This is a genomic window from Streptomyces sp. 4N124, assembly GCF_052245395.1.
Lineage (GTDB): Bacteria > Actinomycetota > Actinomycetes > Streptomycetales > Streptomycetaceae > Streptomyces.
The window spans coordinates 48,916-74,002 of sequence record NZ_JBQQBS010000050.1 but is presented as its reverse complement, the minus strand read 5'-3'; the positions used below and the strand labels follow the sequence as shown (position 1 = coordinate 74,002).

The 25,087-nt window shown below is 70.7% G+C and carries 24 protein-coding genes, 2 pseudogenes and 1 riboswitch; of the genes and pseudogenes, 13 read left to right on the top strand and 13 right to left on the bottom strand.

Annotated features, from left to right (window positions below):
* Both ACTWQO_RS36520 and ACTWQO_RS36515 read right to left on the bottom strand, forming a co-directional pair.
* Window positions 1-293: pseudogene (locus ACTWQO_RS36520) on the bottom strand (SAM-dependent methyltransferase); the annotation flags it as partial.
* A gap of 268 nt (window positions 294-561) precedes the next feature.
* Complete coding sequence (locus tag ACTWQO_RS36515; RefSeq protein WP_443241680.1) at window positions 562-1,131, bottom strand: SAV_6107 family HEPN domain-containing protein; 570 nt, start codon at window positions 1,129-1,131, stop codon at window positions 562-564.
* Window positions 1,132-1,299: 168 nt separating this feature from the next.
* Between ACTWQO_RS36515 and ACTWQO_RS36510 the strand changes: the two genes are divergently transcribed.
* The 4 genes from ACTWQO_RS36510 (at window position 1,300) to ACTWQO_RS36495 (ending at window position 6,803) form a co-directional block, all read left to right on the top strand.
* Window positions 1,300-2,025, top strand: coding sequence for an ATP-binding cassette domain-containing protein (locus tag ACTWQO_RS36510; protein WP_443241679.1), 726 nt, complete (start codon window positions 1,300-1,302; stop codon window positions 2,023-2,025).
* A complete protein-coding gene (locus tag ACTWQO_RS36505) occupies window positions 1,997-4,081 on the top strand; it encodes a YhgE/Pip family protein (RefSeq protein ID WP_443241678.1) in 2,085 nt (694 codons plus the stop codon). Before ACTWQO_RS36510 ends, ACTWQO_RS36505 begins: the two co-directional genes overlap by 29 nt.
* Window positions 4,082-4,140: 59 nt before the next feature.
* Window positions 4,141-4,770, top strand: a complete 630-nt coding sequence (locus ACTWQO_RS36500) for a TetR/AcrR family transcriptional regulator (protein WP_443241677.1) — start codon at window positions 4,141-4,143, stop codon at window positions 4,768-4,770.
* Between the two features lie 521 nt (window positions 4,771-5,291).
* Entirely contained in the window at window positions 5,292-6,803 is a 1,512-nt protein-coding gene (locus ACTWQO_RS36495) for a phytoene desaturase family protein (protein WP_443241676.1), read from the top strand.
* Between the two features lie 31 nt (window positions 6,804-6,834).
* On the opposite strand, the gene ACTWQO_RS36490 is transcribed toward ACTWQO_RS36495, so the two are convergent.
* From ACTWQO_RS36490 to ACTWQO_RS36465, 6 genes are all read right to left on the bottom strand, one after another.
* A complete protein-coding gene (locus ACTWQO_RS36490; RefSeq protein ID WP_443241675.1) occupies window positions 6,835-7,818 on the bottom strand; it encodes an SCO2102 family sporulation regulator in 984 nt (327 codons plus the stop codon).
* Window positions 7,819-7,874: 56 nt separating this feature from the next.
* Window positions 7,875-8,807 (bottom strand): methylenetetrahydrofolate reductase [NAD(P)H], encoded by a 933-nt coding sequence (gene metF, locus ACTWQO_RS36485; protein ID WP_443241674.1) that lies wholly within the window; start codon window positions 8,805-8,807, stop codon window positions 7,875-7,877.
* 104 nt (window positions 8,808-8,911) lie between these two features.
* The gene (gene thiE / locus ACTWQO_RS36480; RefSeq protein WP_443241673.1) at window positions 8,912-9,568 is read right to left on the bottom strand and encodes a thiamine phosphate synthase; all 657 of its coding nucleotides are present in this window, start codon (window positions 9,566-9,568) and stop codon (window positions 8,912-8,914) included.
* Window positions 9,569-9,789: 221 nt separating this feature from the next.
* Window positions 9,790-10,161: an Rv2175c family DNA-binding protein gene (locus ACTWQO_RS36475; RefSeq protein ID WP_058925820.1), complete on the bottom strand. Its 372-nt coding sequence runs from the start codon at window positions 10,159-10,161 to the stop codon at window positions 9,790-9,792.
* Window positions 10,162-10,262: 101 nt separating this feature from the next.
* On the bottom strand, window positions 10,263-11,492 hold the full coding sequence (locus ACTWQO_RS36470) for an NAD(P)/FAD-dependent oxidoreductase (protein ID WP_443241672.1): 1,230 nt from the start codon (window positions 11,490-11,492) through the stop codon (window positions 10,263-10,265).
* Window positions 11,493-11,524: 32 nt separating this feature from the next.
* The gene (locus tag ACTWQO_RS36465; protein WP_443241671.1) at window positions 11,525-11,896 is read right to left on the bottom strand and encodes a hypothetical protein; all 372 of its coding nucleotides are present in this window, start codon (window positions 11,894-11,896) and stop codon (window positions 11,525-11,527) included.
* A 52-nt stretch (window positions 11,897-11,948) separates the two neighbouring features.
* Window positions 11,949-12,060, top strand: a riboswitch (TPP riboswitch).
* On the opposite strand from ACTWQO_RS36465, the gene thiO reads away from it, so the two are divergent.
* From thiO to ACTWQO_RS36435, 6 genes are all read left to right on the top strand, one after another.
* The gene (thiO, locus tag ACTWQO_RS36460; protein WP_443241670.1) at window positions 12,058-13,266 is read left to right on the top strand and encodes a glycine oxidase ThiO; all 1,209 of its coding nucleotides are present in this window, start codon (window positions 12,058-12,060) and stop codon (window positions 13,264-13,266) included. (Overlaps the previous riboswitch by 3 nt.)
* The gene (gene thiS / locus ACTWQO_RS36455) at window positions 13,263-13,463 is read left to right on the top strand and encodes a sulfur carrier protein ThiS (protein ID WP_301979270.1); all 201 of its coding nucleotides are present in this window, start codon (window positions 13,263-13,265) and stop codon (window positions 13,461-13,463) included. The genes thiO and thiS overlap by 4 nt, the downstream gene beginning before the upstream one ends.
* A 2-nt stretch (window positions 13,464-13,465) precedes the next feature.
* The gene (locus ACTWQO_RS36450; RefSeq protein WP_362948387.1) at window positions 13,466-14,260 is read left to right on the top strand and encodes a thiazole synthase; all 795 of its coding nucleotides are present in this window, start codon (window positions 13,466-13,468) and stop codon (window positions 14,258-14,260) included.
* 98 nt (window positions 14,261-14,358) lie between these two features.
* Window positions 14,359-16,266 (top strand): Stk1 family PASTA domain-containing Ser/Thr kinase, encoded by a 1,908-nt coding sequence (gene pknB, locus ACTWQO_RS36445; protein WP_443241669.1) that lies wholly within the window; start codon window positions 14,359-14,361, stop codon window positions 16,264-16,266.
* Window positions 16,267-16,298: 32 nt separating this feature from the next.
* The gene (locus ACTWQO_RS36440; RefSeq protein WP_443241668.1) at window positions 16,299-17,168 is read left to right on the top strand and encodes a deoxyribonuclease IV; all 870 of its coding nucleotides are present in this window, start codon (window positions 16,299-16,301) and stop codon (window positions 17,166-17,168) included.
* Between the two features lie 75 nt (window positions 17,169-17,243).
* Complete coding sequence (locus ACTWQO_RS36435) at window positions 17,244-17,720, top strand: DUF4396 domain-containing protein (RefSeq protein WP_443241667.1); 477 nt, start codon at window positions 17,244-17,246, stop codon at window positions 17,718-17,720.
* A gap of 18 nt (window positions 17,721-17,738) precedes the next feature.
* Here ACTWQO_RS36435 and ACTWQO_RS36430 read toward each other — a convergent pair whose 3' ends face one another.
* Window positions 17,739-18,371 carry a sulfite oxidase-like oxidoreductase gene (locus tag ACTWQO_RS36430; RefSeq protein WP_443241666.1) on the bottom strand — a complete coding sequence of 211 codons (633 nt, stop codon included), beginning with the start codon at window positions 18,369-18,371 and terminating at the stop codon, window positions 17,739-17,741.
* Window positions 18,372-18,543: 172 nt separating this feature from the next.
* Between ACTWQO_RS36430 and bfr the strand changes: the two genes are divergently transcribed.
* Window positions 18,544-19,020 carry a bacterioferritin gene (gene bfr, locus ACTWQO_RS36425; RefSeq protein WP_443241665.1) on the top strand — a complete coding sequence of 159 codons (477 nt, stop codon included), beginning with the start codon at window positions 18,544-18,546 and terminating at the stop codon, window positions 19,018-19,020.
* A gap of 20 nt (window positions 19,021-19,040) precedes the next feature.
* Here bfr and ACTWQO_RS36420 read toward each other — a convergent pair whose 3' ends face one another.
* Together ACTWQO_RS36420 and ACTWQO_RS36415 are read right to left on the bottom strand one after the other, a co-directional pair.
* A complete protein-coding gene (locus tag ACTWQO_RS36420; protein ID WP_443241664.1) occupies window positions 19,041-19,283 on the bottom strand; it encodes a (2Fe-2S)-binding protein in 243 nt (80 codons plus the stop codon).
* 150 nt (window positions 19,284-19,433) lie between these two features.
* Window positions 19,434-20,791 (bottom strand): annotated as a pseudogene (locus ACTWQO_RS36415) (class II 3-deoxy-7-phosphoheptulonate synthase).
* Window positions 20,792-20,884: 93 nt separating this feature from the next.
* Between ACTWQO_RS36415 and ACTWQO_RS36410 the strand changes: the two are divergent.
* Together ACTWQO_RS36410 and ACTWQO_RS36405 are read left to right on the top strand one after the other, a co-directional pair.
* Entirely contained in the window at window positions 20,885-20,941 is a 57-nt protein-coding gene (locus ACTWQO_RS36410) for a trp operon leader peptide (protein WP_443241681.1), read from the top strand.
* A 99-nt stretch (window positions 20,942-21,040) separates the two neighbouring features.
* Window positions 21,041-22,924 carry an anthranilate synthase family protein gene (locus ACTWQO_RS36405; RefSeq protein ID WP_443241663.1) on the top strand — a complete coding sequence of 628 codons (1,884 nt, stop codon included), beginning with the start codon at window positions 21,041-21,043 and terminating at the stop codon, window positions 22,922-22,924.
* Here the strand turns inward: ACTWQO_RS36405 and ACTWQO_RS36400 are convergent.
* The gene (locus ACTWQO_RS36400; protein ID WP_443241662.1) at window positions 22,876-23,871 is read right to left on the bottom strand and encodes a 2-hydroxyacid dehydrogenase; all 996 of its coding nucleotides are present in this window, start codon (window positions 23,869-23,871) and stop codon (window positions 22,876-22,878) included. The two genes, ACTWQO_RS36405 and ACTWQO_RS36400, sit on opposite strands and share 49 nt — an antisense overlap.
* A gap of 140 nt (window positions 23,872-24,011) precedes the next feature.
* On the bottom strand, window positions 24,012-25,040 hold the full coding sequence (locus ACTWQO_RS36395) for a 6-phosphofructokinase (protein WP_443241661.1): 1,029 nt from the start codon (window positions 25,038-25,040) through the stop codon (window positions 24,012-24,014).
* Window positions 25,041-25,087 lie beyond the last annotated feature (47 nt).

Sequence of the window (25,087 nt, the reverse complement as noted above, 5' to 3'; positions counted from 1 at the left end):
CCTCCCTTGTCGCCGCGGCGCTCCAGGGCGAACAGGGCGTTCGGGCTGGGGTCGACGACGGTGACACGGTGGCCGAGGCGGGCCACGGGCACCGCGAAGTTGCCGCTGCCGCCGCCGGTGTCGAGGACGTCCAGCACCTGACGGCCCGTGGCCTTCACCCGGCGGTCGAGGGCGTCCTGGAGGACCTCCCAGACCACCGCGGTACGGAGCGAGCCACGGGGGCGCGAGGGGTCGGAGCGCAGCGGCGTCGATTCGGGGCGGTGGGAGACGGGCGGGCGCATCGGGTCCGACACGGCAGTTGACTCCTCGGCGCGGCACCGCCTCACGCGGCGGAGCGAACGGTCTGCCTCCCCGGCCCCGGCGACGGGAGAAGGAAGGCGTCAGGCGCCCTCCACCCTATTGCCTCCGGCACCGCACCTGGTCACTGCGGTGCGGGGCATCGCGTCGCGCGGAGCGCCGGGCTCCTGGCTCCTGGCTCCTGGGCACGCCATGCTGTTCCGCGCCGTGCCGCGGCGCGGAACAGGCAGAAACCTGCTCTGCCCCGCCCGGACAGGAGCCCCGTCAGCCCGCGTCCGGCATGTCCCGTGGCTCGGCCCGCTCTTCCTCCTCCGGCTGGTCCCCGTCCTGACGTGGCTGTGGGAGAACCGGCTGGAGGACCAGCATCCGCTCGACCAGGCGGAGGAACATCGCCACGTCGCGTATCAGGTCGTCGGCGTCGCGGCGGGTGGCCGCGCCCTGGATGCCGGCCTCGGCCCGGGCACGGCGCCGGGCCCCGGAGGCGAACAGGGCGCTCCATTCGGTGAGCTCGGGCGCGATTTCGGGGAGCACTTCCCATGCGCTCCTGATGCGGGCCCGGCGTCGCGAAGTGGGCTCCGGGCGCCCGCGGGCGGCGAGCACGGCGGCGGCGGTGCGCAGGGCCGCGAGGTGGGCAATCGCATAGCGCTCGTTCGGCGTTTCCAGAACGGCGGCCTCGTCCAGTCCGGCGCGGGCCTGGGCGAGCAGGTCGAGGGCGGCGGGCGGGGCCGTGGCCCGGCGCAGTACGGGGTGCACGTCGCTCGCCGGGCCGGTCAGTGAGGGGGCAGGGCCGGAGGCGCGGCGCCGGCGGGCGGCTGCTGCGTGATAGCTGGCCATGACGAACCTCCTGTCGTCTGTGGTCGGCACGCTATGAGGTGCCGTATGTGCCCATCGTGAGGTATGGCACTGACAATCCGTTCTGACCTGGGCTTTTGCTTCGATCGACAGTTCGGGCTAACTTTTGCACTGACCAGTCAGTTCAAATTACCGAAGTTGGGGGGAGCCATGGGCGGACTCGCTGTCATGGCCCGGGACTTCGGCCTCGAGGGACCCCGCGGCTGGGCTTTCCGCGGGGTCTCCTTCGAGGCGGAGCCCGGCTCGCTCGTCGCGGTCGAGGGGCCGTCCGGGTCCGGGCGCACCTGCCTGCTGCTCGCACTCACCGGGCGGATGAAGGCCACGGAGGGGGCGGCCGGCGTCGGCGAGTTGGGGCTGCCGAAGCGGATGGCTGGGGTACGCCGGGTCAGCGCACTCGCGCACGTCGCCGGTGTCACCGACCTCGACCCGGCCCTGACCGTCGGGGAGCACCTGCACGAACGGGCGCTGCTGCAGCGCCGGTTCGGCGATTCGCTGCGTGCTCTGGTGCGGCCTCGCAGGGAGCGGATGGCCGAGGCCGGGCTGCGGATCGACGCCGCCCTGACCGCCGTAGGACTGGACCGGGACGCGCTGCCCAAGGGTTCCCGGACGGCCGTACGCGATCTTGAGCGTCTGGAGGCGCTGCGGCTGTCCCTGGCCCTGGCCCTCATCGGGCGCCCGCAGCTGGTCGGCGTCGACGACGTCGATCTCAAGCTGTCGGACGCCGAGCGGGAGGAAGTCTGGGGGCTGCTGCGGTCCCTCGCCGCGTCGGGGACGACGGTGGTGGCGGTGTGCAGTCAGGCCCCGGAGGACGTGCTCATCGTGACCACACGCGAGGAGGGGAAAGCCGATGCGCTCGCCACGACTGGCCGCGCTTGAACTGCGGCGGTTCGGCAGGGGGAAGCTGCCGCGCGCCGCGCTGGTCGCGCTCCTGCTGCTGCCGCTGCTGTACGGCGCGCTGTACCTGTGGTCGTTCTGGGATCCGTACGGCCGTCTGGACCGGATCCCGGTGGCGCTCGTGAACGACGACAAGGGGGCGACGGCCGACGGCAGGAAGCTCACCGCGGGCGAGGACATCACGGCGGGGCTGCGCGACAGCAAGGTCTTCGACTGGCGCGAGGTGAGTGCCGACGAGGCCCGGGCGGGGGTCGAGGACGGCACGTACTACCTGTCGTTGACCATGCCCACCGACTTCAGTGCCCGTATCGCCTCCAGCGCGGGCGAGTCGCCCGAGACGGGCGCGCTCCAGGTGCGGACGAACGACGCGAACAACTACATCGTCGGGCAGATCTCGCGGACGGTGTTCGGCGAGGTGCGCCAGGCCGCGTCCACGAAGGCGTCGCGGTCCTTCCTCGACAAGATCTTCATCTCGTTCTCCGACATCCACGGGCAGACGGTCAAGGCGGCGAACGGGGCCGACAGGCTCAAGGGCGGCATCGGCAAGGCGGAGAAGGGCTCCAAGGATCTCGCGGCGGGTCTGAAGGACGCCAAGGACGGCAGCGGCAATCTCTCCAAGGGCCTCAAGAAGCTCAACAAGGGCGCGGGCGACCTGGAGGACGGCTCGGAGCAGGTCGCGGCGGGCACACAGACACTCGCCGACAAGGTCAACGGAGTCGACGACAAGATCGGGCCCTTCCTGAAGGACAACGAGAAGACCATCGGTGACACCGCCACGTTGGTCGCCGACTCGTCCCGTGCCGTCCGGAACCACCTCGGCGCCCTGGTGAAGGCCGCCCCGGTCGCCTCCAAGGGCGCCCACGCGGCCACCGAGATGCTGGACGACATCTACACAAGGCGCTGCGAGGATGCCGTGCTGCCCGACGCCGCCTGTGCCGACCTGAAGAAGGCCGAGCAGGCCGCGACCGACGTGGCGAAGATCGCCGACGACCTCAACACGCTGATCGCCGATCAGGACGGCGACCTGAAGAAGCTCGACAAGAACCTCGCCACGCTCCAGAAGCAGGCCCAGGCACTCGCCGAGCGCGCACCGCGCCTCTCCGAGGATCTCGACGACGCCGTCACCAAGATCAATGACCTCAACAAGGGGGCCGCGAAGGTCGCCGCGGGTGCCAAGAAGCTGCACTCGGGGCTCGGCACCGCCAAGACCGGCGCGATCGACCTGGACGAGGGCGTCGGGGAGCTGAGGACCGGCGCGGACGACCTCAGCGGCGGCATGTACAAGCTCGTCGACGGCTCGGGGAAGCTCGCGGGCGGGCTGCACGACGGCGCCGAGCAGATCCCCGACTACGACACGCAGGACCGCGACCGGCGCACCCAGGTGATGGCGGACCCGGTCCGGCTCCTCTCCGAGGACCTGCACAAGGCGCCCAACTACGGCACCGGTTTCGCCCCGTACTTCATCCCGCTGTCCCTGTGGGTGGGCGCGATGGTGGCCTACATGCTGATCACGCCGATGAACCGGCGTGCGCTCGCGGCCGGCGCCTCGGCCTGGCGGATCGCGCTGGCCGGCTGGCTGCCGGTGGTGGCGATCGGGGTGCTCCAGACCGGAGCCCTGGTCGCGGTGCTGCACTGGGCGGTCGGCCTGGAGATGGCGCGGGCGGCCGGGACGGTGGGCTTCCTGTTCCTGGTGACGGCCTGCTTCGCGGCGATCGTGCAGTGGCTGAACGCCCGCTTCGGAGCGGCGGGCCGGATTCTCGTCCTCGCGCTCCTGATGCTCCAGCTGACCTCCGCGGGCGGCACCTATCCGGTGCAGACCAGTCCGGGCTTCTTCAACGCGATCCACCCGTTCCTGCCGATGAGTTACGTCGTCGAGGCCCTCAGGAGGCTCATCACGGGCGGCGGCCTGGAACCTGTGTGGCACGCGTGCGTGGTGCTCACCGCCTTCACCGCGGGCGCCCTCGCGCTGACCGCCCTGTCGGCCCGCCGCCGCCAGGTGTGGACGCTGGACCGGCTGCACCCGGAGCTGACCCTGTGAGCCCCGCGGTGACGCCTCAGGTGACTCCTCGGGGTTCGGCTCCTGTGAGAATCGGGGCCATGGAACGCAGCAGCGCCACGTCGGGCGGCAGTACGCGCCGCGAGGCCACCCGGCAGAAGCTCTACGAGGCGGCCGTCACGCTCATCGCCGAGCAGGGCTTCTCCGCCACCACCGTGGACGAGATCGCCGAACGCGCCGGGGTCGCGAAGGGCACGGTCTACTACAACTTCGCCAGCAAGTCGGTCCTCTTCGAGGAGTTGCTGCGGCACGGCGTGGGACTCCTCACCGCCTCCCTTCGGGAGGCGGCCGACAGCACGGCGCGGAAGGGCGGCAGCAGGGTCGACGCCCTGGACGCGATGATCCGGGCCGGGCTCGTCTTCATCGACCGCTATCCGGCGTTCACCCAGCTGTATGTGGCCGAGCTGTGGCGCACCAACCGGTCCTGGCAGTCCACCCTGATGGTGGTACGGCAGCAGGCCGTGGCGGTCGTCGAGGACGTGCTGCGTGCGGGCATCGAGGGCGGCGAGTTCAGCGACGAGATCGACATCTCGCTGACCGCATCCGCGCTGGTCGGCATGGTGCTGGTGGCCGCGCTGGACTGGCAGGCCTTCCAGCCGGAACGGTCACTGGACGATGTGCACGCGGCGCTCTCGCGGCTGCTCCAGGGGCGCGTGAGCGGCAGGAAATAGACCGCCGGCGGAAGGCGGCAGGCGGCCATCAGGCAGTAGACGTAATCAGGCAGTCGGCGCAATGGAAAGCGCCGGTCCGATATGGCCGCGTCCCCCGCGGGCCACCATCGAACCGGCGCTTCCTCGTGCTCCCCCGTTGTCCCCCGTGTCCCCCGTTGGACCCCGTTTGGTCGTTCCCCCGGGTCCCCCGTCTCGCTCCCGCCGACCGCAGCCGGCGGAAGGAGCGGATCGTGGGCCCGCTCCGTTCCGGCGCCCCGTGTCGCCGGTGCCGGAGCCGTGCCCCTTTCCGTGCCTCCACTCTCTCGTTCTCGCAGGTTGGGCCCCATCCGCGCGCGTACTCATCTCACTCACTAGGTACATGTACTCAGTCCTGCGCACCCGGGCCCAGGACGCCGTGCCGCCACCTGGTCACGATCACCTCCGTGTCCGTACTCCCTCCGGCCGGGGGCCGCTGGTGCCCGGGCCGAGGCGACCGACCTCCCGCGACGGCATTGTCAGTGGCGGCCGATAAAGTCCCTGGCATGGCACGAATTGCGGTGATCGGCGCCGGGATGGGCGCGCTGGCGGCTGCCGCCCGGCTGGCCGTCGCGGGCCACCGGGTGGCGGTGTACGAGCGCACGGAGACGTACGGCGGTGCGGTGCGCCGCCTCGAGCGCGACGGGTTCGCCTTCGACACCGGCCCCGGGACGCTGCCGCTGCCCGCTGTCTACCGCGATCTGTTCCTCAAGACCGGCAAGGAGCCGCTGGAGGCGTGCGTCGAGCTGACCCAGGTCGACCCGTCGGCGCGGCACGTCTTCGCGGACGGCACCGAGGTGTCCCTGCCCAACGCCTCGCGCGCGGGCGTCGTCGCGGCGTTGGACGAGGCGCTGGGCGCCGGCACGGGCGCCCGCTGGGGCGACTTCCTGGTCCGGGCCCGCGAGGCCTGGGACCGCACGCGCCGGCCGCTCCTGGAGGAGCCCCTGTGGCCGAACTGGTCGGTGCTGGCCGAGCGCGATCCCTACCCGGCGGTCCCGCACAAACGCCTGCTGCGCACCCGCCGGGCCGGCACACTCGCCGAGATCGCCGCCTGGGAGCTGCGCGACCCCCGGCTCACCGCCCTGCTGGAGAGCCACGCGCTGGCGTACGGCCTGGATCCTCGTGTCGCCCCGGCGAGCGCGGCCGTGCTGCCCTACATGGAGCATGCCTTCGGCACCTGGTACGTCCGCGGCGGTATGCGGGAGTTGGCGCGCGCGGTGTACGAGCGATGCCTGGCCCGCAGGGTCGAGTTCCACTTCGGTGCCGAGGTCACCGGGGTCGTGGAGAAGAACGGCCGGGCCGCGGGCGTGGAGTTCGCCGACGGGAGCGTGACGGAGGCGGACACGGTCGTCGGTAACGGCCCCTGGCGCGTGGCCGATCTGACGCGCGGCCACGCGCTGTACCCACCGGAGGCCGTCGAGCCCCACCCCGAGGGCATGGCCCCCGGCCGGATCGTGGTCTGCCTGGCGCTGCGTGGAGCGCGGGAGGCGGGGGCGGCGCACCGCACGGTGGTGCACACCCCGGACCGGGAGGGCGAGTTGGACCTCTTCGGGCTCGGTGAGCCGCCCGCGCGGCCGACGGTCCGGATCGACCGGCCGGACGACCCGGCGCTGCGTCCCGACGACGCCCACGAAGCGGTGGTGCTCACGGCGACGGTGCCGTCCCTGACGCACCACGACTGGACCGCGCCCGGCGCCGCCGACGTCTTCGCGGACCGGATGGTCACCGAGGCCGAGCGCGCGATACCGGGGCTGCGGGAGCGGACACTGTGGCGCGAGGTCCGTACGCCGGAGCACACCGGGCAGGAGACCGGCGCCGAGGGCGGTGGCGTCCCCACACCCGCGCTGGCCGCGGCGGAGGGGACCATGCTGCACCCGGCCAACAGCACAGCGATACCAGGGCTGTTCACGGTCGGCGGTTGGTCGCACCCCGGCGGGGGTCTCCCCCACGCGGGCATGTCGGGAGCGCTCGTCGCCGGACTGATCGTCGAGGGACCGGAGTTCCGGGGCTCTCAGTGAGCTGAACGGCGGGACTGGCCGAGGGGGCGACTCAGAACCGGTACTGCTGCTCGTCGTACCCGTTCCCCTGCGGCTGCCCGTTGCCTTCGTACGGATAAGGCTGCTCCGGCGGCAGTTCGCCGCCGTAGGCCTCGTCGGTGCGCTGCTGCGGGACCCACACACCGCCGGGCGGGGTCTGCGAGCCGTAGTCGCCGGTGGCGTACTGGTCCTGGCCGTAGCCCTGCTGGCCGTACTGCTGCTGGCCGCCGTAGGTGGCGTTGGCGTCGTACCCGGAGCCGTCGTAGGTCTGGGTGCCGATGTACGGGTCGGAGTAGGCGGCGTACTGCTGCTGGCCGTTGGGGTCGTAGCCGTACTGCTGCTGGTCGTAGCCCGAGTAGTCGTACGCGTAGGCCTGGTCGGCGCCCTGGGCCGCCGCCGCGTACTGGTCCTGGGTCTGGCCGGCGGCCGCGTACGACGGGTCCGCGCCGGCCGGGTAGGAGGAGGTGTCGCTGTATATGCCGTAGGAACCGGTGTCGTCCGGCAGGGGCTGGGGCGCGTAGACCGAGGTCGTCTCGGCGGCTGTGGGATCGGCGGAACGCGCGGGGGTGAAGACGTCGTCGCGGTCGTAGTCGTCGTCCTGGCCGTAACCGGCGTTGCCCTGGCCGTACTTGACGTTGTCGGGGCCGTAACCGCCGTCGGCCGCTTGGAGGTCGGTGACCTCCAGCGTCGGCTCCTGGCGGTCCGGTTCACCGCGGCGGCGCTTGCTCGCGCCGAACGACGGGCGGCCGGCGACCGCCCAGCCGGCCGCGAAGCCGCTGCGGAAGGACAGCGTCACGTACGTCTGGCCGACCGCGAAGGCAGCCGCGCCCAGACCGATGACGATCACATTGGCGAGCAGCACGCCGAGGACGACGCCGAGGAAGCCGACGAAGGCGAGCACCCGCCAGCGCAGCCGCGCCTTGTACTGCAGCAGCACCTCGCCGAGCAGCCACAGCGCGACGATGCCGAACGCGATGTAGAGGACCGTCCAGCCCATGTACGCCCCTCTCCCAGTGGCCGCTACGCAGTGTGTCGTATACCGGTGTGGCCGGTCTAGGCCTGCGATGGGTGGTGCAGGCCCAGGTTTCCCAGGTTCTCGTAGATTTCCAGTGTCGCCGTGGAGTTGTTGAGTGTGATGAAGTGCAGCCCGGGCACTCCCTCGGCCAGCAGCCGCGCACAGAACTCCGTGGCGAACTCGATCCCGATCGAGCGTACAGCGGCCGGATCGTCTTTTGCTGTGAGGATCCGCTCTTTCAGAACGGCCGGGATGGCGGCGTTGCTGAGCTGCGGCAACCGCTGCAGCATCTTGACGCTGGTGACCGGCATCACCTCGGGAATGACCGGGGTCGCGCAGCCGGCGGCCGCGACGCGGTCGCGCAGACGCAGATACGACTCCGGCTGGAAGAACATCTGCGTGATCGCGTAGTCGGCGCCGGCCCGGCACTTGTCGACGAAGTGTGTGACGTCCGTGTCCCAGTCGGCGGAGCGCGGGTGCATCTCCGGGAAGGCGGCGACGCCGACGCAGAAGTCGCCCGACTCCTTGATGAGCTGGACGAGTTCGGCGGCGTAGGTGAGGCCCTTCGGGTGCGGTACCCAGTCGCCCATGGGGTCGCCGGGCGGGTCGCCGCGCAGGGCCAGCATGTTGCGGATGCCGGCGTCGGCGAACTGGCCGATGACATTGCGCAGCTCGGTGATGGAGTGGTCGACCGCGGTGAGGTGGGCGACCGGCGTGAGGGTGGTGTCGGCGACGATCTGCTCCGTCTCCTTGACCGTGCTCGCGCGTGTGGAGCCGCCGGCGCCGTAGGTCACCGAGACGAAGTCGGGGGCGACCGCCTCGACCCTGCGCAGCGCGTTCCACAGGCTCCGCTCGCCCTTGGGGGTCTTCGGCGCGTAGAACTCGAACGAGTACGTCGTCTTGCCGGCTGCGAGCATGTCACGCACGGTGCGTGCGCGGTCAGTCCTGGTGGATGCGGTTCCGAGGGCCATACGGGCAGGTTAGTGGGGGCGCGACGGTCCCCCAACCGGGCCCCGGAAATTTGCCCGATTTGTCGTCCTACTGTCCACCCATCGGACAAACATTGCGTTACGCGCTACGCCGCCCTCAGCCGCTTCGCGAACTCCGCCGCCGCGCCCCCCGGATCCGCCGCCTCCGTGATGGCCCGTACGACGACGACCCGGCGGGCGCCCGCTTCCAGCACCTCGTCGAGGTTGGCCAGGTCGATGCCGCCGATGGCGAACCAGGGGCGGTCGGTGCCGAGGGCGGCGGTGTGGCGGACCAGGTCGAGGCCGGGGGCGTGGCGGCCGGGCTTGGTGGGGGTGGGCCAGCAGGGGCCGGTGCAGAAGTAGTCCACGCCCTCCTGGACCGCGGCCGCGGCGGCCTCGGAATCGGCGTGTGTCGAGCGGCCGATGAGGATGTCGTCGCCGAGGATCGCCCGGGCCGCCGGGACGGGCAGATCGCCCTGGCCGAGATGGAGTACGTCGGCGCGGGCGGCGTGGGCGACGTCCGCCCGGTCGTTGACCGCGAGGAGCTTGCCGTGCCGGGCGCAGGCGTCGGCGAAGACCTGGAGGTGCTCCAGTTCCTCCGCCGCCTCCATGCCCTTGTCCCGCAGTTGCACGATGTCGACGCCGCCCGCCAGGACCGCGTCGAGGAACTCGGGCAGGTCGCCCTGGCTCTTGCGGGCGTCCGTGCACAGGTAGACACGGGCGTCGGCGAGCTGTGCGCGCAGGGTGGCGGCGGTGTCGGGCATGGGTGTCCCCCGTCTGTCGGTGGCAACGGGCCACGGTGATGGTCGGTGGCGCAACGGCCATGGTGATGGTCAGTGGCGTACGGGCCGCGGCGCGTGCCGTCGCGGGTGTCCGTCGGCTGCCAAGGCCGCTCGTCGGCCGCTGAGGGCCGCACGGGACCGTGGCCGTGGCCTTCGCGGGCCGCGGCCCGTACGCCGGACGTGTTCAGGTCAGCGTGCGGTGATCAGACGGCGAGCGCCTGGGCGCGGCGCTTCACCTCCGTGCCGCGGTTCTCGCTCAGGGCCTGCGCGGGGGTGCCGGGCAGGCTCTCGTCGGGGGTGAAGAGCCACTCCAGCATCTCTTCGTCGGTGAAGCCGTCGTCCCGCAGGAGTGTCAGGGTCCCGGACAGGCCCTTGACCACCTTCTGCTCGGCCCCGTCGATGAAGGCGGCGGGGACGTGCAGCGCGCGGTTCTCACCACGGCGTACGGCGATGAGCTGGCCGTCCTTGACCAGCTGCCGGACGCGGGTCACCTCGACATCGAGCATTTCTGCGATGTCCGGCAGGGTGAGCCAGGCGGGGACGAGAGCATCGATCTTTGCGTCAATCTCGGTCACGGGACAAGCGTGCCATCCCGGACTGACAGTCGGAAGCCAGACCCGTCCGACCTGCGCGAACGCGTTACGCCATGGCAGTCGTCGCCCCCACCACGGACGCCTTACGCCGTCGCCGTCTTGAGCGGCCGCGCCGGATCCGAGATCTGCACCGGATTCATCTCCGCGCCCGCCTCGATCAGCCGCCGCCCCTGGGCCAGGTCCCTCGGGCGGCCCACCGCCAGCAGCGCGACCAGGCGGTTCTCGCGGAGCCAGCACACCGTCCAGGACGGGCCGGAGGGGTCGCCGCGCCACAGGGTCGTGTCGGCGGACGCGTGGTGGCCGGCGTACTGGACGAAGCGGCCGAACTGCTCCGACCAGAAGTACGGGACCGGGTCGTAGACCGCGGGGGCCTCGCCGATGATGTTCGCCGCGACCGTGCGCGGCCCCTGGAGGGCGTTGTCCCAGTGGTGGACCAGCAGGCGCTCGCCATACCTTCCCGAAGGGAAGGAGGCGCAGTCGCCGACCGCGTAGACGTCCGGCACGGAGGTCTGCAGCCGGTCGTCGGCCACGACCTCGCCGTGCTTGCCCAGCTTGATGCCCGAACCGGCGAGCCAGGCGGTGGCGGGCCGGGCGCCGATGCCGACCACGACGGCGTCCGCGGGCAGCCGTGAGCCGTCGTCGAGGACGACCGTGCCGGGCTCGACGTGCTCCACGCGCGCGTGCGTCCGCAGCACCGCGCCGCTGTCGGCGTACCAGGCGGCCATCGGCGCGGCCACCTCAGGGGGCAGCGCCCCCGCGAGCGGCCGGTCGGCGGCCTCCACGACGGTCACCGCGCAGCCCGCCTCGCGCGCCGCCGTGGCGAACTCCGCGCCGATCCAGCCCGCGCCGACGACCACGATGTCGTGCTGCCGGGCGAGCACCGGTCGCAGCCGTTCGGCGTCGTCCAGGGTGCGCAGCAGATGGACGCCGGGGACACCTTCCGCGCCCGGCAGCCGGATCGGTTCCGCACCGGTGGCGAGGACCAGGACGTCGTACGGGACAGGCCCGGCCTCGGTGTCCAGCTCATGGTCGGCGGGGCGCACACCCAGCACCTCGCGCCCCAGCTCCAGTTCGATGCCGAGCGCCTCGAAGTCCACGTCGAAGGCCGAGCCCTCGGCCTTGCCGAGCAGCACGGCCTTGGACAGCGGCGGCCGGTCGTACGGCTGGTGCGGCTCGGCGCCGATCAGCGTCACGCTGCCGGTGAAGCCCTGTTCCCGCAGGGCGACGGCCGTCTGCACACCGGCCATGCCCGCACCGGCCACGACCACGCGCCGCGGCTGTGACGTGCCTCGTTGCTGCGTCTGCTCGCTCACCTGATCACCATAGACAACTGACGATCCGTCAGTCAGCGGCCGGGTTCAGTGACCTGCTCCACAATCCTGGCCACCTGCTCCACCACACTCGTCCCGCTGCCCGGCTGCGACTCCCACTCCCAGGTCTCCTCCAGCCGCACCCGCCCGTCCGGCAGCTCCACGACCGTCGACACGCAGTGCCCCGAGGACGTCGTCCCGTCGCCCTTGAGCTGCACGTACCGGAAGTCGAGCCGGTCGCCCTCACGGGTACCCACCAGATGCCCGCGTACGACGTCCCCGCCCGCGTACTCGGCCCAGATCGTCCCGTCCTCCTCGTGGTAGGTGAACCGCGTGCGCGTACCCACCTGACCTGGGGCTTGGTCGGCGACAGGCGCCAGGACGAGGCCGTCGAGCGAGCGGGGCATGACAACAGGCTCCCTTACAGAGGCGCGGAACCAAGGGCTAGGGTGGCCAACGTAGAGCACTCGCGGGAGCCCGGACGCACCGGGCTGAGAGGGAGGCTGGCGGCCTCCGACCGTACGAACCTGATCCGGGTCATGCCGGCGAAGGGAGGGGCTGGACGCCCATGTCGCATACGTCCGACACAGCTACGTCCGACACAGCTACGTTCGACCAGGCCAGGTCCGACACCGCAGACGTCCTCGTCATCGGGGGCGGAATCATCGGACTCGTGACGGCGTGGCGGGCCGCGCAGCGCGGGTTCGCCACGGCTGTCGTGGATCCCGAGCCGGGCGGCGGAGCCGCGCAGGTGGCGGCCGGGATGCTGGCCGCCGTCACGGAACTGCACTACGGCGAGCAGACCCTGCTCGGCCTGAACCTCGCCTCGGCCCGCCGCTACCCGGACTTCGCGGCCGAACTCACCGAGCTGACCGGCCACGACCTCGGCTACCGCCAGTGCGGCACGCTCGCCGTCGCCCTCGACGCCGACGACCGCGCCCATCTGCGCGAACTGCACACGCTGCAACGGGCGTCGGGGCTGGACTCCGAGTGGCTGTCCGGGCGGGAGTGCCGGCGTCTGGAGCCGATGCTCGCGCCCGGTGTGCGCGGCGGGCTGCGGGTCGACGGCGACCATCAGATCGACCCGCGGCGGCTCGCCGGTGCCCTGGTGGCCGCGTGCGAGCGGACCGGAGTGGTCTTCCACCGGACCTGGGCGGAACGGCTGTCGGTCGTACGGGAGCGCGCGGCCGGTGTCGTCACGCGCGACGGCGGGACTGTGGGCGCGGGGCAGGTGGTCCTCGCAGGCGGCAGCCTGAGCGGACAGCTCGCGGGCGTTCCAGCGGACGTACTGCCGCCCGTCCGGCCCGTGAAGGGTCAGGTCGTGCGGCTGACCGTGCCGAAGCGGTTCGCGCCGTTCCTGAGCCGGACCGTGCGCGCCGTGGTCCGCGGCAGCCATGTCTATCTGGTGCCGCGCGAGAACGGCGAGCTGGTCATCGGCGCGACCAGCGAGGAGCTGGGCTGGGACACGACGGTGACGGCGGGCGGCGTCTACGAGCTGCTGCGCGACGCGCACGAGCTGGTCCCCGGCCTCACCGAGCTGCCGCTGACGGAGACCCGGGCCGGCCTGCGCCCCTGCTCCCCCGACAACGCGCCGCTGCTCGGCCCGACGGACCTCCCCGGACTCCTGCTGGCCACCGGGCACTACCGCAACGGCGTGCTGCTCACGCCGGTCACCGGCGACGCCATGGCCCACGCGCTGGCCACCGGTGAACTCCCGGACGAGGCCCGCCCCTTCACCCTGAAGCGCTTCGGCGCACTCACGGAGCTGCCCGCATGATCGTCTGGATCAACGGTGAGCGTCGGGAGGTCACCGACGGCACCGCCCTCGACACCCTCGTGAAGTCCCTCACCGCGGCGCCCTCCGGAGTGGCCGCCGCCCTGAACGAAACCGTCGTCCCGCGCGCGGAGTGGTCCGCCACATCCCTCTCCGAGGGAGACCGCGTCGAAGTCCTCACGGCCGTCCAAGGAGGCTGACCATGGCTGACGACCCCTTTGTCATCGGCGGTACGGCCTTCTCGTCCCGTCTCATCATGGGTACGGGCGGTGCGCCCAGCCTGGAGGTACTGGAGCGCGCGCTCGTCGCCTCCGGCACGGAGCTGACGACGGTCGCGATGCGGCGGGTGAACCCCGATGTGCACGGCTCGGTGCTGTCGGTGCTGGAGCGGCTCGGCATCCGGGTGCTGCCGAACACGGCGGGCTGTTTCACCGCCGGGGAAGCCGTGCTCACCGCCCGGCTGGCCCGGGAGGCGCTCGGCACCGACCTGGTCAAGCTGGAGGTCATCGCCGACGAGCGCACTCTGCTGCCCGACCCGATCGAGCTGCTGGAGGCGGCCGAGACGCTGGTGGACGACGGGTTCACGGTGCTGCCGTACACCAACGACGACCCGGTGCTGGCACGGAAGCTGGAGGACGCCGGCTGCGCCGCGATCATGCCGCTCGGCTCACCCATCGGCTCCGGACTGGGCATCCGCAACCCGCACAACTTCCAGCTGATCGTGGAGCACGCGCGCGTGCCGGTGATTCTGGACGCGGGAGCCGGTACGGCGTCGGACGCGGCGCTGGCGATGGAGCTGGGGTGCGCCGGTGTGATGCTCGCCTCGGCGGTCACGCGGGCGCAGGAGCCGGCGCTGATGGCCGCCGCGATGAGAAGCGGGGTGGAGGCGGGGCGGCTGGCCTATCGGGCCGGGCGGATTCCGCGACGGCACTTCGCGGAGGCGTCCTCTCCGGCGGAGGGCATGGCACGGCTGGACCCCGAGCGCCCGGCCTTCTGATCACGTACGTGCGACGTGCGTCACAGCTCGGCTGCAGTAGAGCCCCTATCACGACCGAAACGGCGGTTGTGTCAGCGGTGGCTCGTAGACTCACCTGCGTGGATACGACCCTTCAGGACCCGTTGGTCGGGCAGGTGCTCGACGGCCGCTATCGCGTGGACGCGCGGATCGCCGTCGGCGGGATGGCCACGGTCTACCGGGCCGTGGACACCCGGCTCGACCGTGTCCTCGCCCTCAAGGTGATGCACCCCACGCTCGCGACCGACGGCTCCTTCGTGGAGCGGTTCATCCGCGAGGCGAAGTCCGTGGCGCGACTGGCCCATCCGAACGTGGTGCAGGTCTTCGACCAGGGGACCGACGGGTCGTACGTCTATCTGGCCATGGAGTACGTGGCCGGCTGCACGCTCCGTGACGTACTGCGCGAGCGCGGGGCGCTCCAGCCGCGCGCCGCGTTCGACATCCTGGAGCCGGTGCTCGCCGCGCTGGGCGCCGCGCACCGCGCCGGGTTCGTGCACCGGGACATGAAGCCGGAGAACGTGCTGATAGGAGACGACGGCCGGGTCAAGGTCGCCGACTTCGGGCTGGTGCGGGCCGTGGACACGGTCACCAACACCACCGGCGCGGTCCTCGGCACGGTCTCCTATCTCGCCCCCGAGCAGATCGAGCACGGCACCACCGACCCGCGCGTCGACGTGTACGCGTGCGGCGTGATGCTCTACGAGATGCTGACCGGCGACCGCCCTCACCAGGGCGACAACCCCGCGATCGTGCTCTACAAGCACCTGCACGAGGACGTACCGCCCCCGTCGGCCGCCGTCCCGGGGCTGCCGTACGAGCTGGACGAGCTGATGGCGTCCGCCACCGCCCGCAACCCCGACATCCGGCCGTACGACGCCGTGGCGCTGCTCGCCCACGCGCGCGAGACCCGCGGCGCGCTCAGCGCGGACCAGCTGGACGCGGTGCCGCCACAGGCGGTCACGTCCGAACACCTCAACGCGGACGACCGTACGAGCGTGATCCCGCGTGCGCTGACCCTCCCGGTGAACGAGGACGAGCCCGAGGTCCACCGCACGAGCCGCTTCCAGAGCCCGCCGCCCCTGCCGTCGCGCCGCTCCGCCCCGCCCCGGGGACGGCTGTTCACGATCATCGCGGCCGTCCTGCTGGTCTTCGGCGTGGGCGCCGGTATCTGGTACATCAACTCCGGCCAGTTCACCCGGGTCCCGGCGCTGGTGACGAAGACGGAGGCGCAGGCCCGGGACCGGCTGGAGTCGGCCGGTCTTGAGGTCGGCCAGGTCAAGCACGCCTACAGCGACACCGTGAAGCGCGGTTCGGTCATCAGCACCGATCCGGGGGTGGGCGAGCGGATACGGCAGAACGACTCCGTGACGCTCACGATCTCCGACGGCCCGCAGAACGTGAAGGTGCCCGATGTGGAGGGCTACCGGCTCGACCGGGCGCGGTCCGTGCTGAAGCAGGAAGGGCTGGCACCGGGCATGGTCACCCGGGAGTTCAGCGAGGACGTCGAGGCGGGCTTCGTGATCAGCACCGACCCGGGCTCGGGCACCACCCGGCGCTCCGGCTCCGCGGTCGCGCTCACGGTCAGCAAGGGCAGCCCGGTGGAGGTCGCCGACGTCGCCGGCGCAAGCCTTCAGGACGCGAGGGCGGAGCTGGAGGAGGCCGGCCTGAAGGTGCGGGTCGCCGCCGAGCAGGTCACCTCGGAGTTCGACAAGGGCCAGGTCGCGCGCCAGTCCCCGGCCGCCGGCAGCGAGGCCGCGGAGGGCGACACGGTGACGCTGACGCTGTCCAAGGGCCCGGAGATGGTCGAGGTCCCGGACGTGGTCGGCGACAGCGTCGACGACGCCAAGGCGGAGCTGGAGGCCGCCGGCTTCCAGGTCGACGAGGACCGGGGTCTGCTCGGGCTGTTCGGCGACACCGTCAAGAAGCAGTCCGTGAAGGGTGGCAAGACGGCTCCCAAGGGGTCGACGATCACCATTCAGATCCGCTGAACGGGACGCTCGAACAGAATGACGCGAACAGAATGACCGGCAAGCACCTGCGCAACCCCGTCGGCGGGCATGTCCCCGTCGCCGGGGGCCTGAACTCCGTAGGCCTGACGTACGCCCGTGACCTCAAGGCGGAGACCGTGCAGGTCTTTGTCGCCAACCCGCGCGGCTGGGCCACGCCCGTCGGAAACCCGCGGCAGGACGAGGAGTTCCGGGCGGCCTGTGCCGCCGAGTCGATCCCGGCGTATGTGCATGCCCCGTATCTGATCAACTTCGGTTCGCACACCGAGGCGACCGCGGAGAAGTCGGTGGAGTCCCTGCGGCACTCGCTGCGGCGCGGGCGGGAGATCGGGGCGCTGGGCGTGGTCGTGCACACGGGCAGCGCGACCGGCGGCCGGGACCGTGCCGTGGCGCTGAAGCAGGTACGCCAGTACCTGCTGCCGCTGCTGGACGAGCTGACCCACGACGACGACCCGTATCTGCTGCTGGAGTCGACGGCGGGCCAGGGTTCCTCGCTCTGCTCCCGCACCTGGGACTTCGGACCCTACTTCGAGGCGCTGGACGCCCATCCGATGCTGGGCGTCTGCCTGGACACCTGCCACATCTTCGCCGCCGGACACGACCTCACCGGGCCGAGCGGTATGCACCAGACGCTCGATCTGCTGGTGGACACGGTCGGCGAGGGCCGGCTGAAGCTGATCCACGCCAATGACTCCAAGGACGTGGTCGGCGCCCACAAGGACCGGCACGAGAACATCGGCGCCGGTCACATCGGCGAGGACCCGTTCCGCGCACTGATGACCCACCCGGCGACGGTGGGCGTCCCGCTGATCATCGAGACACCCGGCGGCAAGCAGGGGCACGCGGCGGACGTGGAGCGGCTGAAAAAACTTCGGGACGCGTAGCCATTAAGGAATACCCCTGGGGGGTATGCGGTTCTTGCTCGGTGGAGGAACCGTGACCTGACATTGGGGGCATTCATGCAGCACGAAGCGCACGCACACCACCACGAGGCGACCGCGGCCGACGCCTGGGCGACGGCCGTCCGGGCCACCCTGCACTGCCTCACCGGCTGTGCCATCGGCGAAGTGCTCGGCATGGTCATCGGCACCGCACTCGGCTGGGAAACCGTGCCGACGCTGATCCTGGCGATCACCCTCGCGTTCTTCTTCGGTTACGCGCTCACCCTGCGCGGAGTACTGAGCGCCGGCGTCGGCCTGCGCGCCGCGCTCAAGGTGGCACTGGCCGCGGACACCCTGTCCATCGCCGTGATGGAACTGGTCGACAACGGCGTGATCGTGCTCTGGCCGGGCGCCATGGACGCGGAACTCGCCGACCCGATGTTCTGGTGGGTGCTGGCCATCGCGCTGGCCGTCGCCTTCGTCCTGACCACGCCGGTCAACAAGTGGATGATCGGCCGGGGCAAGGGGCATGCGGTGGTGCACCAGTACCACTGAGGGGTATGCCGGGAGGACTCAGAGCTCGGGGCCGTCCCCGGGCTCCTCCTGGTAGGAGTACCGCTGTTCCTTCCATGGATCGCCGAGGTTGTGATAGCCGCGCTCCTCCCAGAAGCCACGGCGGTCGGCGGTCATGTACTCCACTCCGCGCACCCACTTGGGGCCCTTCCAGGCGTACAGATGGGGGACGACGAGACGGAGCGGGAAGCCGTGCTCGGCGGTGAGGAGTTCGCCGTCCTTGTGGGTCGCGAAGATCGTGCGCTCGGCGGCGAAGTCCGTGAGGCGCAGGTTGGAGCTGAATCCGTACTCCGCCCACACCATCACATGGGTGACCTCGGGTGCGGGCGGGGCGATCTCGAGGATCGTACGGGCCGGAATGCCGCCCCATTCCGCGCCGAGCATGCTGAACTTCGTCACGCAGTGCAGATCGGCGACGACGGTGGTGTACGGCAGGGCCGTGAACTCCTCATGGGTCCAGGAGTCCTTCTCGCCGTCCGCGGTCGCGCCGAAGACCCTGAATTCCCAGCGCTCGGGCCGGAACTTGGGGACGGGACCGTAGTGCGTGACCGGCCAGCCGCGCTGCACTCGCTGCCCCGGCGGAAGCTCCGGCTGTGCCGTTCCTCCAGATTCACTCTCCACCGGCTGACCCATGTCTCCATCCTGACAGACCCGAGGCAGTGCACCTGACCGCCCCCGCCCTCAACCGTGCATATCGGACTAAGCATGCCCTTACTTACTAAGTGAAGACTTACTGGACGATCTTTGTCACCGGTGCAAGGATGCGGCGCAACCTGCCAGTTCCCCGTTGGAAGGAGCCTCTGCGATGCAGGGCGACCCCGAGGTTCTCGAGTTTCTGAACGAACAGCTCACCGGTGAGCTGACGGCGATCAACCAGTACTGGCTCCACTACCGGATCCAGGACAACAACGGCTGGACGAAGCTCGCCAAGTACACGCGTGAAGAGTCCATCGACGAGATGAAGCACGCGGACAAGATCACCGAGCGCATCCTCATGCTGGACGGCCTGCCGAACTACCAGCGGCTGTTCCATGTGCGGGTCGGCCAGACGGTCACCGAGATGTTCCAGGCCGACCGGCAGGTGGAGGTCGAGGCGATCGACCGCCTGAAGCGGGGTATCGAGGTGATGCGCACCAAGGGCGACATCACGTCCGCGAACATCTTCGAGTCGATCCTCGAGGACGAGGAGCACCACATCGACTATCTGGACACGCAGCTGGAGCTCATCGACAAGCTCGGCGAGGCGCTGTACATCGCGCAGCAGATCGAGCAGCCGAGCTAGCGGCGGACCGAGCGGCCCGGCTACGCGGCTTCTTCCAGCTCTTCCAGCTCGGCCAGCACCGGCCCACCCTGGTCGACCAGCTCACGGCGCGGGCAGGCACCCCTGCCCAGCAGTGCCTGGATCCGGCGGACACACGACCCGCAGTCCGTGCCGGCCTTGCAGGCCGAGGCTATCTGGCGGGGAGTGCAGGCGCCGCCCTCCGCGTGCTTCTTCACCTGCGCCTCGGTCACACCGAAGCAGTTGCAGACGTACACGCGGTTCACCTCCCGACGGGGTCCATAAGGTCGTGCCATCCCGATGATCGGTGAGGCTAACCTAACCTTACCCGCCGCACAGGCAGCCCAAAAGTGCTGTAGGGCGTGGATCGTATGTGATCCACGCCCTACTTCATGCCCCTGTAACAGGCGAAACCGTCACTGGTCCCTGTACATCTCGGCGACGAGGAAGGCCAGGTCGAGAGACTGGCTGCGGTTGAGGCGGGGGTCGCAGGCCGTCTCGTAGCGCTGGTGCAGATCGTCGACGAAGATCTCGTCGCCGCCGCCCACGCACTCGGTGACGTCGTCACCGGTGAGCTCGACGTGGATGCCGCCCGGGTGGGTGCCCAGGCCCTTGTGGACCTCGAAGAAGCCCTTGACCTCGTCGAGCACGTCGTCGAAGCGGCGGGTCTTGTGGCCGGAGGCCGCCTCGAAGGTGTTGCCGTGCATCGGGTCGGTCACCCAGGCCACCGTCGCACCCGACGCCGTGACCTTCTCGACCAGCTCAGGCAGCCGGTCGCGGATCTTGTCCGCGCCCATCCGCACGATGAAGGTCAGCCGGCCCGGCTCACGGTCGGGGTCCAGGCGCTCGATGTACTGCAGCGCCTCCTCGGCCGTCGTGGTCGGGCCGAGCTTGATGCCGATCGGGTTGCGGATCCTCGAGGCGAACTCGATGTGCGCGCCGTCGAGCTGCCGGGTGCGCTCACCGACCCACACCATGTGCGCCGAGACGTCGTACAGCTGCCCGGTGCGCGAGTCCACGCGGGTCAGCGCCGACTCGTAGTCCAGCAGCAGCGCCTCGTGCGAGGAGTAGAACTCGACCGTCTTGAACTCCTCCGGGTCGGCCCCGCAGGCGTGCATGAAGTTCAGCGCCTGGTCGATCTCGCGCGCCAGCTGCTCGTAGCGCTGGCCGGACGGGGACGACTTCACGAAGTCCTGGTTCCAGGCATGCACCTGGCGCAGATCCGCGTAGCCGCCGGTGGTGAAGGCGCGGACCAGGTTGAGCGTGGAGGCGGAGGCGTTGTACATCCGCTTCAGGCGCTCGGGGTCCGGGATACGGGCGGCCTCGTTGAAGTCGAAGCCGTTGACCGAGTCGCCGCGGTAGGTCGGCAGGGTCACGCCGTCGCGGGTCTCGGTGCCCTTGGAACGCGGCTTGGAGTACTGGCCGGCGATCCGGCCGACCTTGACCACCGGCACCGAGGCGGCGTACGTCAGCACGGCGCCCATCTGGAGCAGGGTCTTGAGCTTGTTGCGGATCTGGTCTGGTCCGCGGACACCCCGTCGAAGGCCTCGGCGCAGTCGCCGCCCTGGAGAAGGAACGCCTCTCCCTTGGCGACGGCCGCCATCCGGGCGCGCAGCTGGTCGCACTCGCCCGCGAAGACGAGCGGCGGATACGACTCGAGGTCCGCAACGACTGCGCGCAGAGCCTCAAGGTCGGGGTACTCGGGCTGCTGCGCCGCGGGCAGGTCTCGCCAGGTGTTGCCAGCGCTCGCGCTGGTCTTAGCGTTCACGGTCACGACGTCAACATTACGGGGTGATGTCGTGGTCTCAGGACGCTGCCCAGAAGATGAGACATCCCGTCCACCGGTACTTGAGGTAGGGTGCGCCCCATGTTCGCGCACTCGATCCAGAACTGGTGGTGGACCGCTACTTCGGCGGCCCACTGACTGCGCGTACGCACCACTTCGCGAAGGCCGCCCGAGGGGCGGCCTTCGGCGTTTTTGGGCCCGGGCCGTTCCTCTCCACCTGAGAAGGAGCACGGACCCATGAATCTGCTCGGCTTGCTGGACGACCCCCGTCCGTTCGCCCTGCTGCGCCGCCGCACCCCGGGCCACGATCACGAGACCGTGGAGCTCATGATCGGCCCGGTCACCGCATACGACCGCCTCGCCGACCTCCCCGACGAGGGCTTGGCCCTGATCCCCTTCCGCCAGATCCGGGAGCGCGGGTTCGACGTGCGGGACGACGGGACGCCCTTGGCGGTACTGACGCCCGAGGTGAGATGTGACATTGCACTGGACGAGGCGCTCGCGAGCCTGCCCGCCCACGACGTACGCGTCGAAGGCGGCGGCTTCGACGTCGACGACGACGAGTACGCCGAGACCGTCGGCCGCGTGCTGCACCAGGAGATCGGGCAGGGCGAGGGCGCCAACTTCGTGATCCGGCGGACGTACGAGGGTGAGATCCCGGGGTTCGGACGGGCCGACGCGCTGGCGCTGTTCCGGCGGCTCCTGGAGGGTGAGCGGGGCGCGTACTGGACGCTCGTCGTCCACACCGGGGACCGCACCCTGGTCGGCGCGAGCCCCGAGGTGCACGTCCGGATGTCCGGCGGCACGGTCGTGATGAACCCGATCAGTGGGACGTACCGCTACCCGGCCGAAGGCCCCGCCCCCGAGCACCTGCTGGACTTCCTCGCCGACGGCAAGGAGATCGAGGAGTTGTCGATGGTCGTCGACGAGGAGCTCAAGACGATGTGCACGGTCGGCGACATGGGCGGCGTCGTCGTGGGACCGCGGCTGAAGGAGATGGCCCATCTCGCCCACACCGAGTACGAGTTGCGCGGCCGGTCCTCGCTGGATGTGCGGGAGGTCCTGAAGGAGACCATGTTCGCGGCGACGGTGACCGGCTCGCCGGTGCAGAACGCCTGCCGGGTCATCGAGCGGCACGAGGTCGGCGGGCGGGGCTACTACGCGGGCGCGCTGGCCCTCCTCGGCAAGGACTCCGGCGGCGCCCAGACCCTCGACTCCCCCATCCTCATCCGCACCGCCGACATCGACGCCGACGGACGCCTGCGGGTACCGGTCGGCGCCACGCTCGTACGCGGTTCGGACCCGGCGAACGAGGTCGCGGAGACACACGCGAAGGCCGCGGGTGTGCTGACGGCTTTGGGTGTACGTCCGTCCCGGCCGCGCGAGATGCACGCGCGCGTGCATCTCGCCGACGACCCACGTGTGCGTGCCGCGCTCGACGGGCGCAGGGCCTCGCTGGCGCCGTTCTGGCTGCGGATGCAGGACCGCTCCGACGAGCTCACCGGACACGCCCTGGTCGTCGACGGCGAGGACACCTTCACGGCGATGCTCGCGCACGTCCTGCGGTCGTCGGGCCTCACCGTCACCGTCCGGCGCTACGACGAGCCGGGACTGCGGGAGGCGGTCCTCGCGCACGAAGGGCCGGTCGTCCTCGGCCCCGGCCCGGGCGACCCGAGCGACCTGACGGACCCCAAGATGAGCTTCCTGCGCGGCCTCACCGCCCAGGTGCTCCGCACGCGGAACAGCCACGGCGTCCTCGGCGTCTGCCTCGGGCACGAGCTGATCGCGGCCGAGCTGGGGCTGGAGATCGTACGGAAGGAAGTCCCGTACCAGGGCGCGCAGACCGAGATCGAGCTGTTCGGGCGGACGGAGACCGTCGGTTTCTACAACAGCTTCGTGGCACGCTGCGACGACGAGACGGCCCAGGAACTGGCCGCGCACGGCATCGAGGTGAGCCGGAGCGCCTCCCACGAGGTCCATGCCGTGCGAGGAACCGGATTCGCCGGCGTGCAGTTCCACCCGGAGTCGGTGCTGACACTGAACGGCGCCGCCGTCGTACGGGAACTGGTCGGTCAGCTGCGCGGCACCAGCACGTTCTCCGAGCGGCGGCCGGCCCGGTAGTCGAGGACGTTCTTGACGGTGGTGTCGACGATCTGCGCGACGGCGTCCTCGGTGTAGTACGCCTGGTGCGAGGTGACCAGGACGTTCGGGAAGGTGACCAGGCGGGCCAGGGTGTCGTCCTCGATGGCCTCCAGGGACTTGTCGAGGAAGAACAGGCCCGCCTCCGCCTCGTACACATCGAGGCCGACGCCGGTGAAGCGGCCCTCGCGCAGTTCGGCGACGAGGGCCGCGGTGTCGATCAGGCCGCCGCGGCTTGAGTTGACGAGGATCGCGTCGTCCTTCATCGCCTTCAAGGCGGTGGCGTCGATCAGGTGCTGGGTCTCCGGCATCAGCGGGACATGCAGGGTGACCAGGTCGGACTCGGCGAGGAGCCGGTCCTTGGGGACGTACTGCATACCGAGTTCCATGCAGGCAGGGCTCTCGGCGATGTCCCAGCCGAGCAGCCGCATGCCGAAGCCGTGGGCGATCCGGGCGAACGCCTCGCCGATCTTGCCGGTGCCGAGGACGCCGGCGGTGCGGCCGTACATGTCGCGGCCCATCAGGCCGTCGAGGCGGAAGTCGAAGTCGCGGGTGCGGTTGGCGGCGCGGACGATACGGCGGTTGACGGCCATGCCCAGCGCCCAGGCGAACTCGGCCACCGAGTACGGCGAGTAGTACGAGACCCGGGCCACCGTCATGCCGAGGCGCTCGGCGATGTCGAGGTCGATGTTGTTGAAGCCGGTGGAGCGCTGGGCGATCATCCGCGTGCCGCCGGCCGCGAGGATCTCCAGGACCGCACCGCCGAGGTCGGCGTTGACGCTGCTGGAGACGATCTCGTGACCGGCGGCGATGGGAGCGGTGTCCTCGTCGAGGAAGACACCCAGGCAGCGGACGTCGTGGTGGCCCGCGAAGGCCTGCTCGATCAGGGGCTTCTCGTCCGCTTGGACACCGAAGGCGAGGATCTCCACGGAGCCCTCCGGAGGTTGCGCCGAATTGCCTGCTTCGGGCCGAATATACGGCCGCACGGCACCGCCCGCGCCCGCGGGGGACTGCCGCCCCCCAGAACGCCGGACGGGCTGAGCTGCCCGACCGGCGCCCAGGACAGCCGTCAGCCGAAGAAGACCCCGACCTCCTCGTACAGCTTCGGGTCGACCGTCTTCAGCTTGGCCGTGGCCTCGGCGATCGGGACGCGGACGATGTCCGTGCCGCGCAGCGCGACCATCTTGCCGAAGTCACCGTCGCGGACGGCCTCGATGGCGTGCAGTCCGAAGCGGGTGGCGAGCCAGCGGTCGAAGGCGCTGGGCGTGCCGCCGCGCTGGATGTGCCCGAGGACCGTGGTGCGGGCCTCCTTGCCGGTGCGCTTCTCGATCTCCTTGGCCAGCCACTCGCCGACGCCGGACAGCCGCACATGCCCGAAGGAGTCCAGGGACTGGTCCTTGAGCACCATGTCGCCGTCCTTGGGCATGGCGCCCTCGGCGACGACCACGATCGGGGCGTACGACGCCTTGAAGCGGGACGTCACCCAGGCGCACACCTGGTCGACGTCGAAGCGCTGCTCGGGGATCAGGATGACGTTGGCGCCGCCCGCGAGCCCGGAGTGGATGGCGATCCAGCCCGCGTGCCGGCCCATGACCTCGCAGACCAGGACCCGCATGTGGGACTCGGCGGTGGTGTGCAGGCGGTCGATGGCCTCCGTGGCGATGCTGACCGCGGTGTCGAAGCCGAAGGTGTAGTCGGTGGCGGACAGGTCGTTGTCGATGGTCTTCGGGACGCCGATGCACGGCATGCCGTACTCGTCGGACAGGCTCGCGGCGACACCGAGGGTGTCCTCGCCGCCGATCACGATGAGTGCCTCGACCTCCTGCTTGGCGAGGTTCTCCTTGACTAGGCGGATGCCGTTCTCCTGCTTCAGCGGATTGGTCCGCGAGGAGCCGAGGATGGTGCCGCCGCGGGGCAGGATGCCGCGCACGGCGGGGATGTCCAGCCGTACGGTGTCGTTCTCGAGGGGACCGCGCCAGCCGTCCCGGAAGCCGACGAAGTCGTAGCCGTACTCTTGCACGCCCTTGCGGACGATGGCCCGGATGACGGCGTTGAGCCCGGGGCAGTCGCCGCCTCCGGTCAGTACTCCGACCCGCATGGAAAAGTCCCTTCGCCGCGGTTGCCTGGTGAGGCAACGCTAATAGT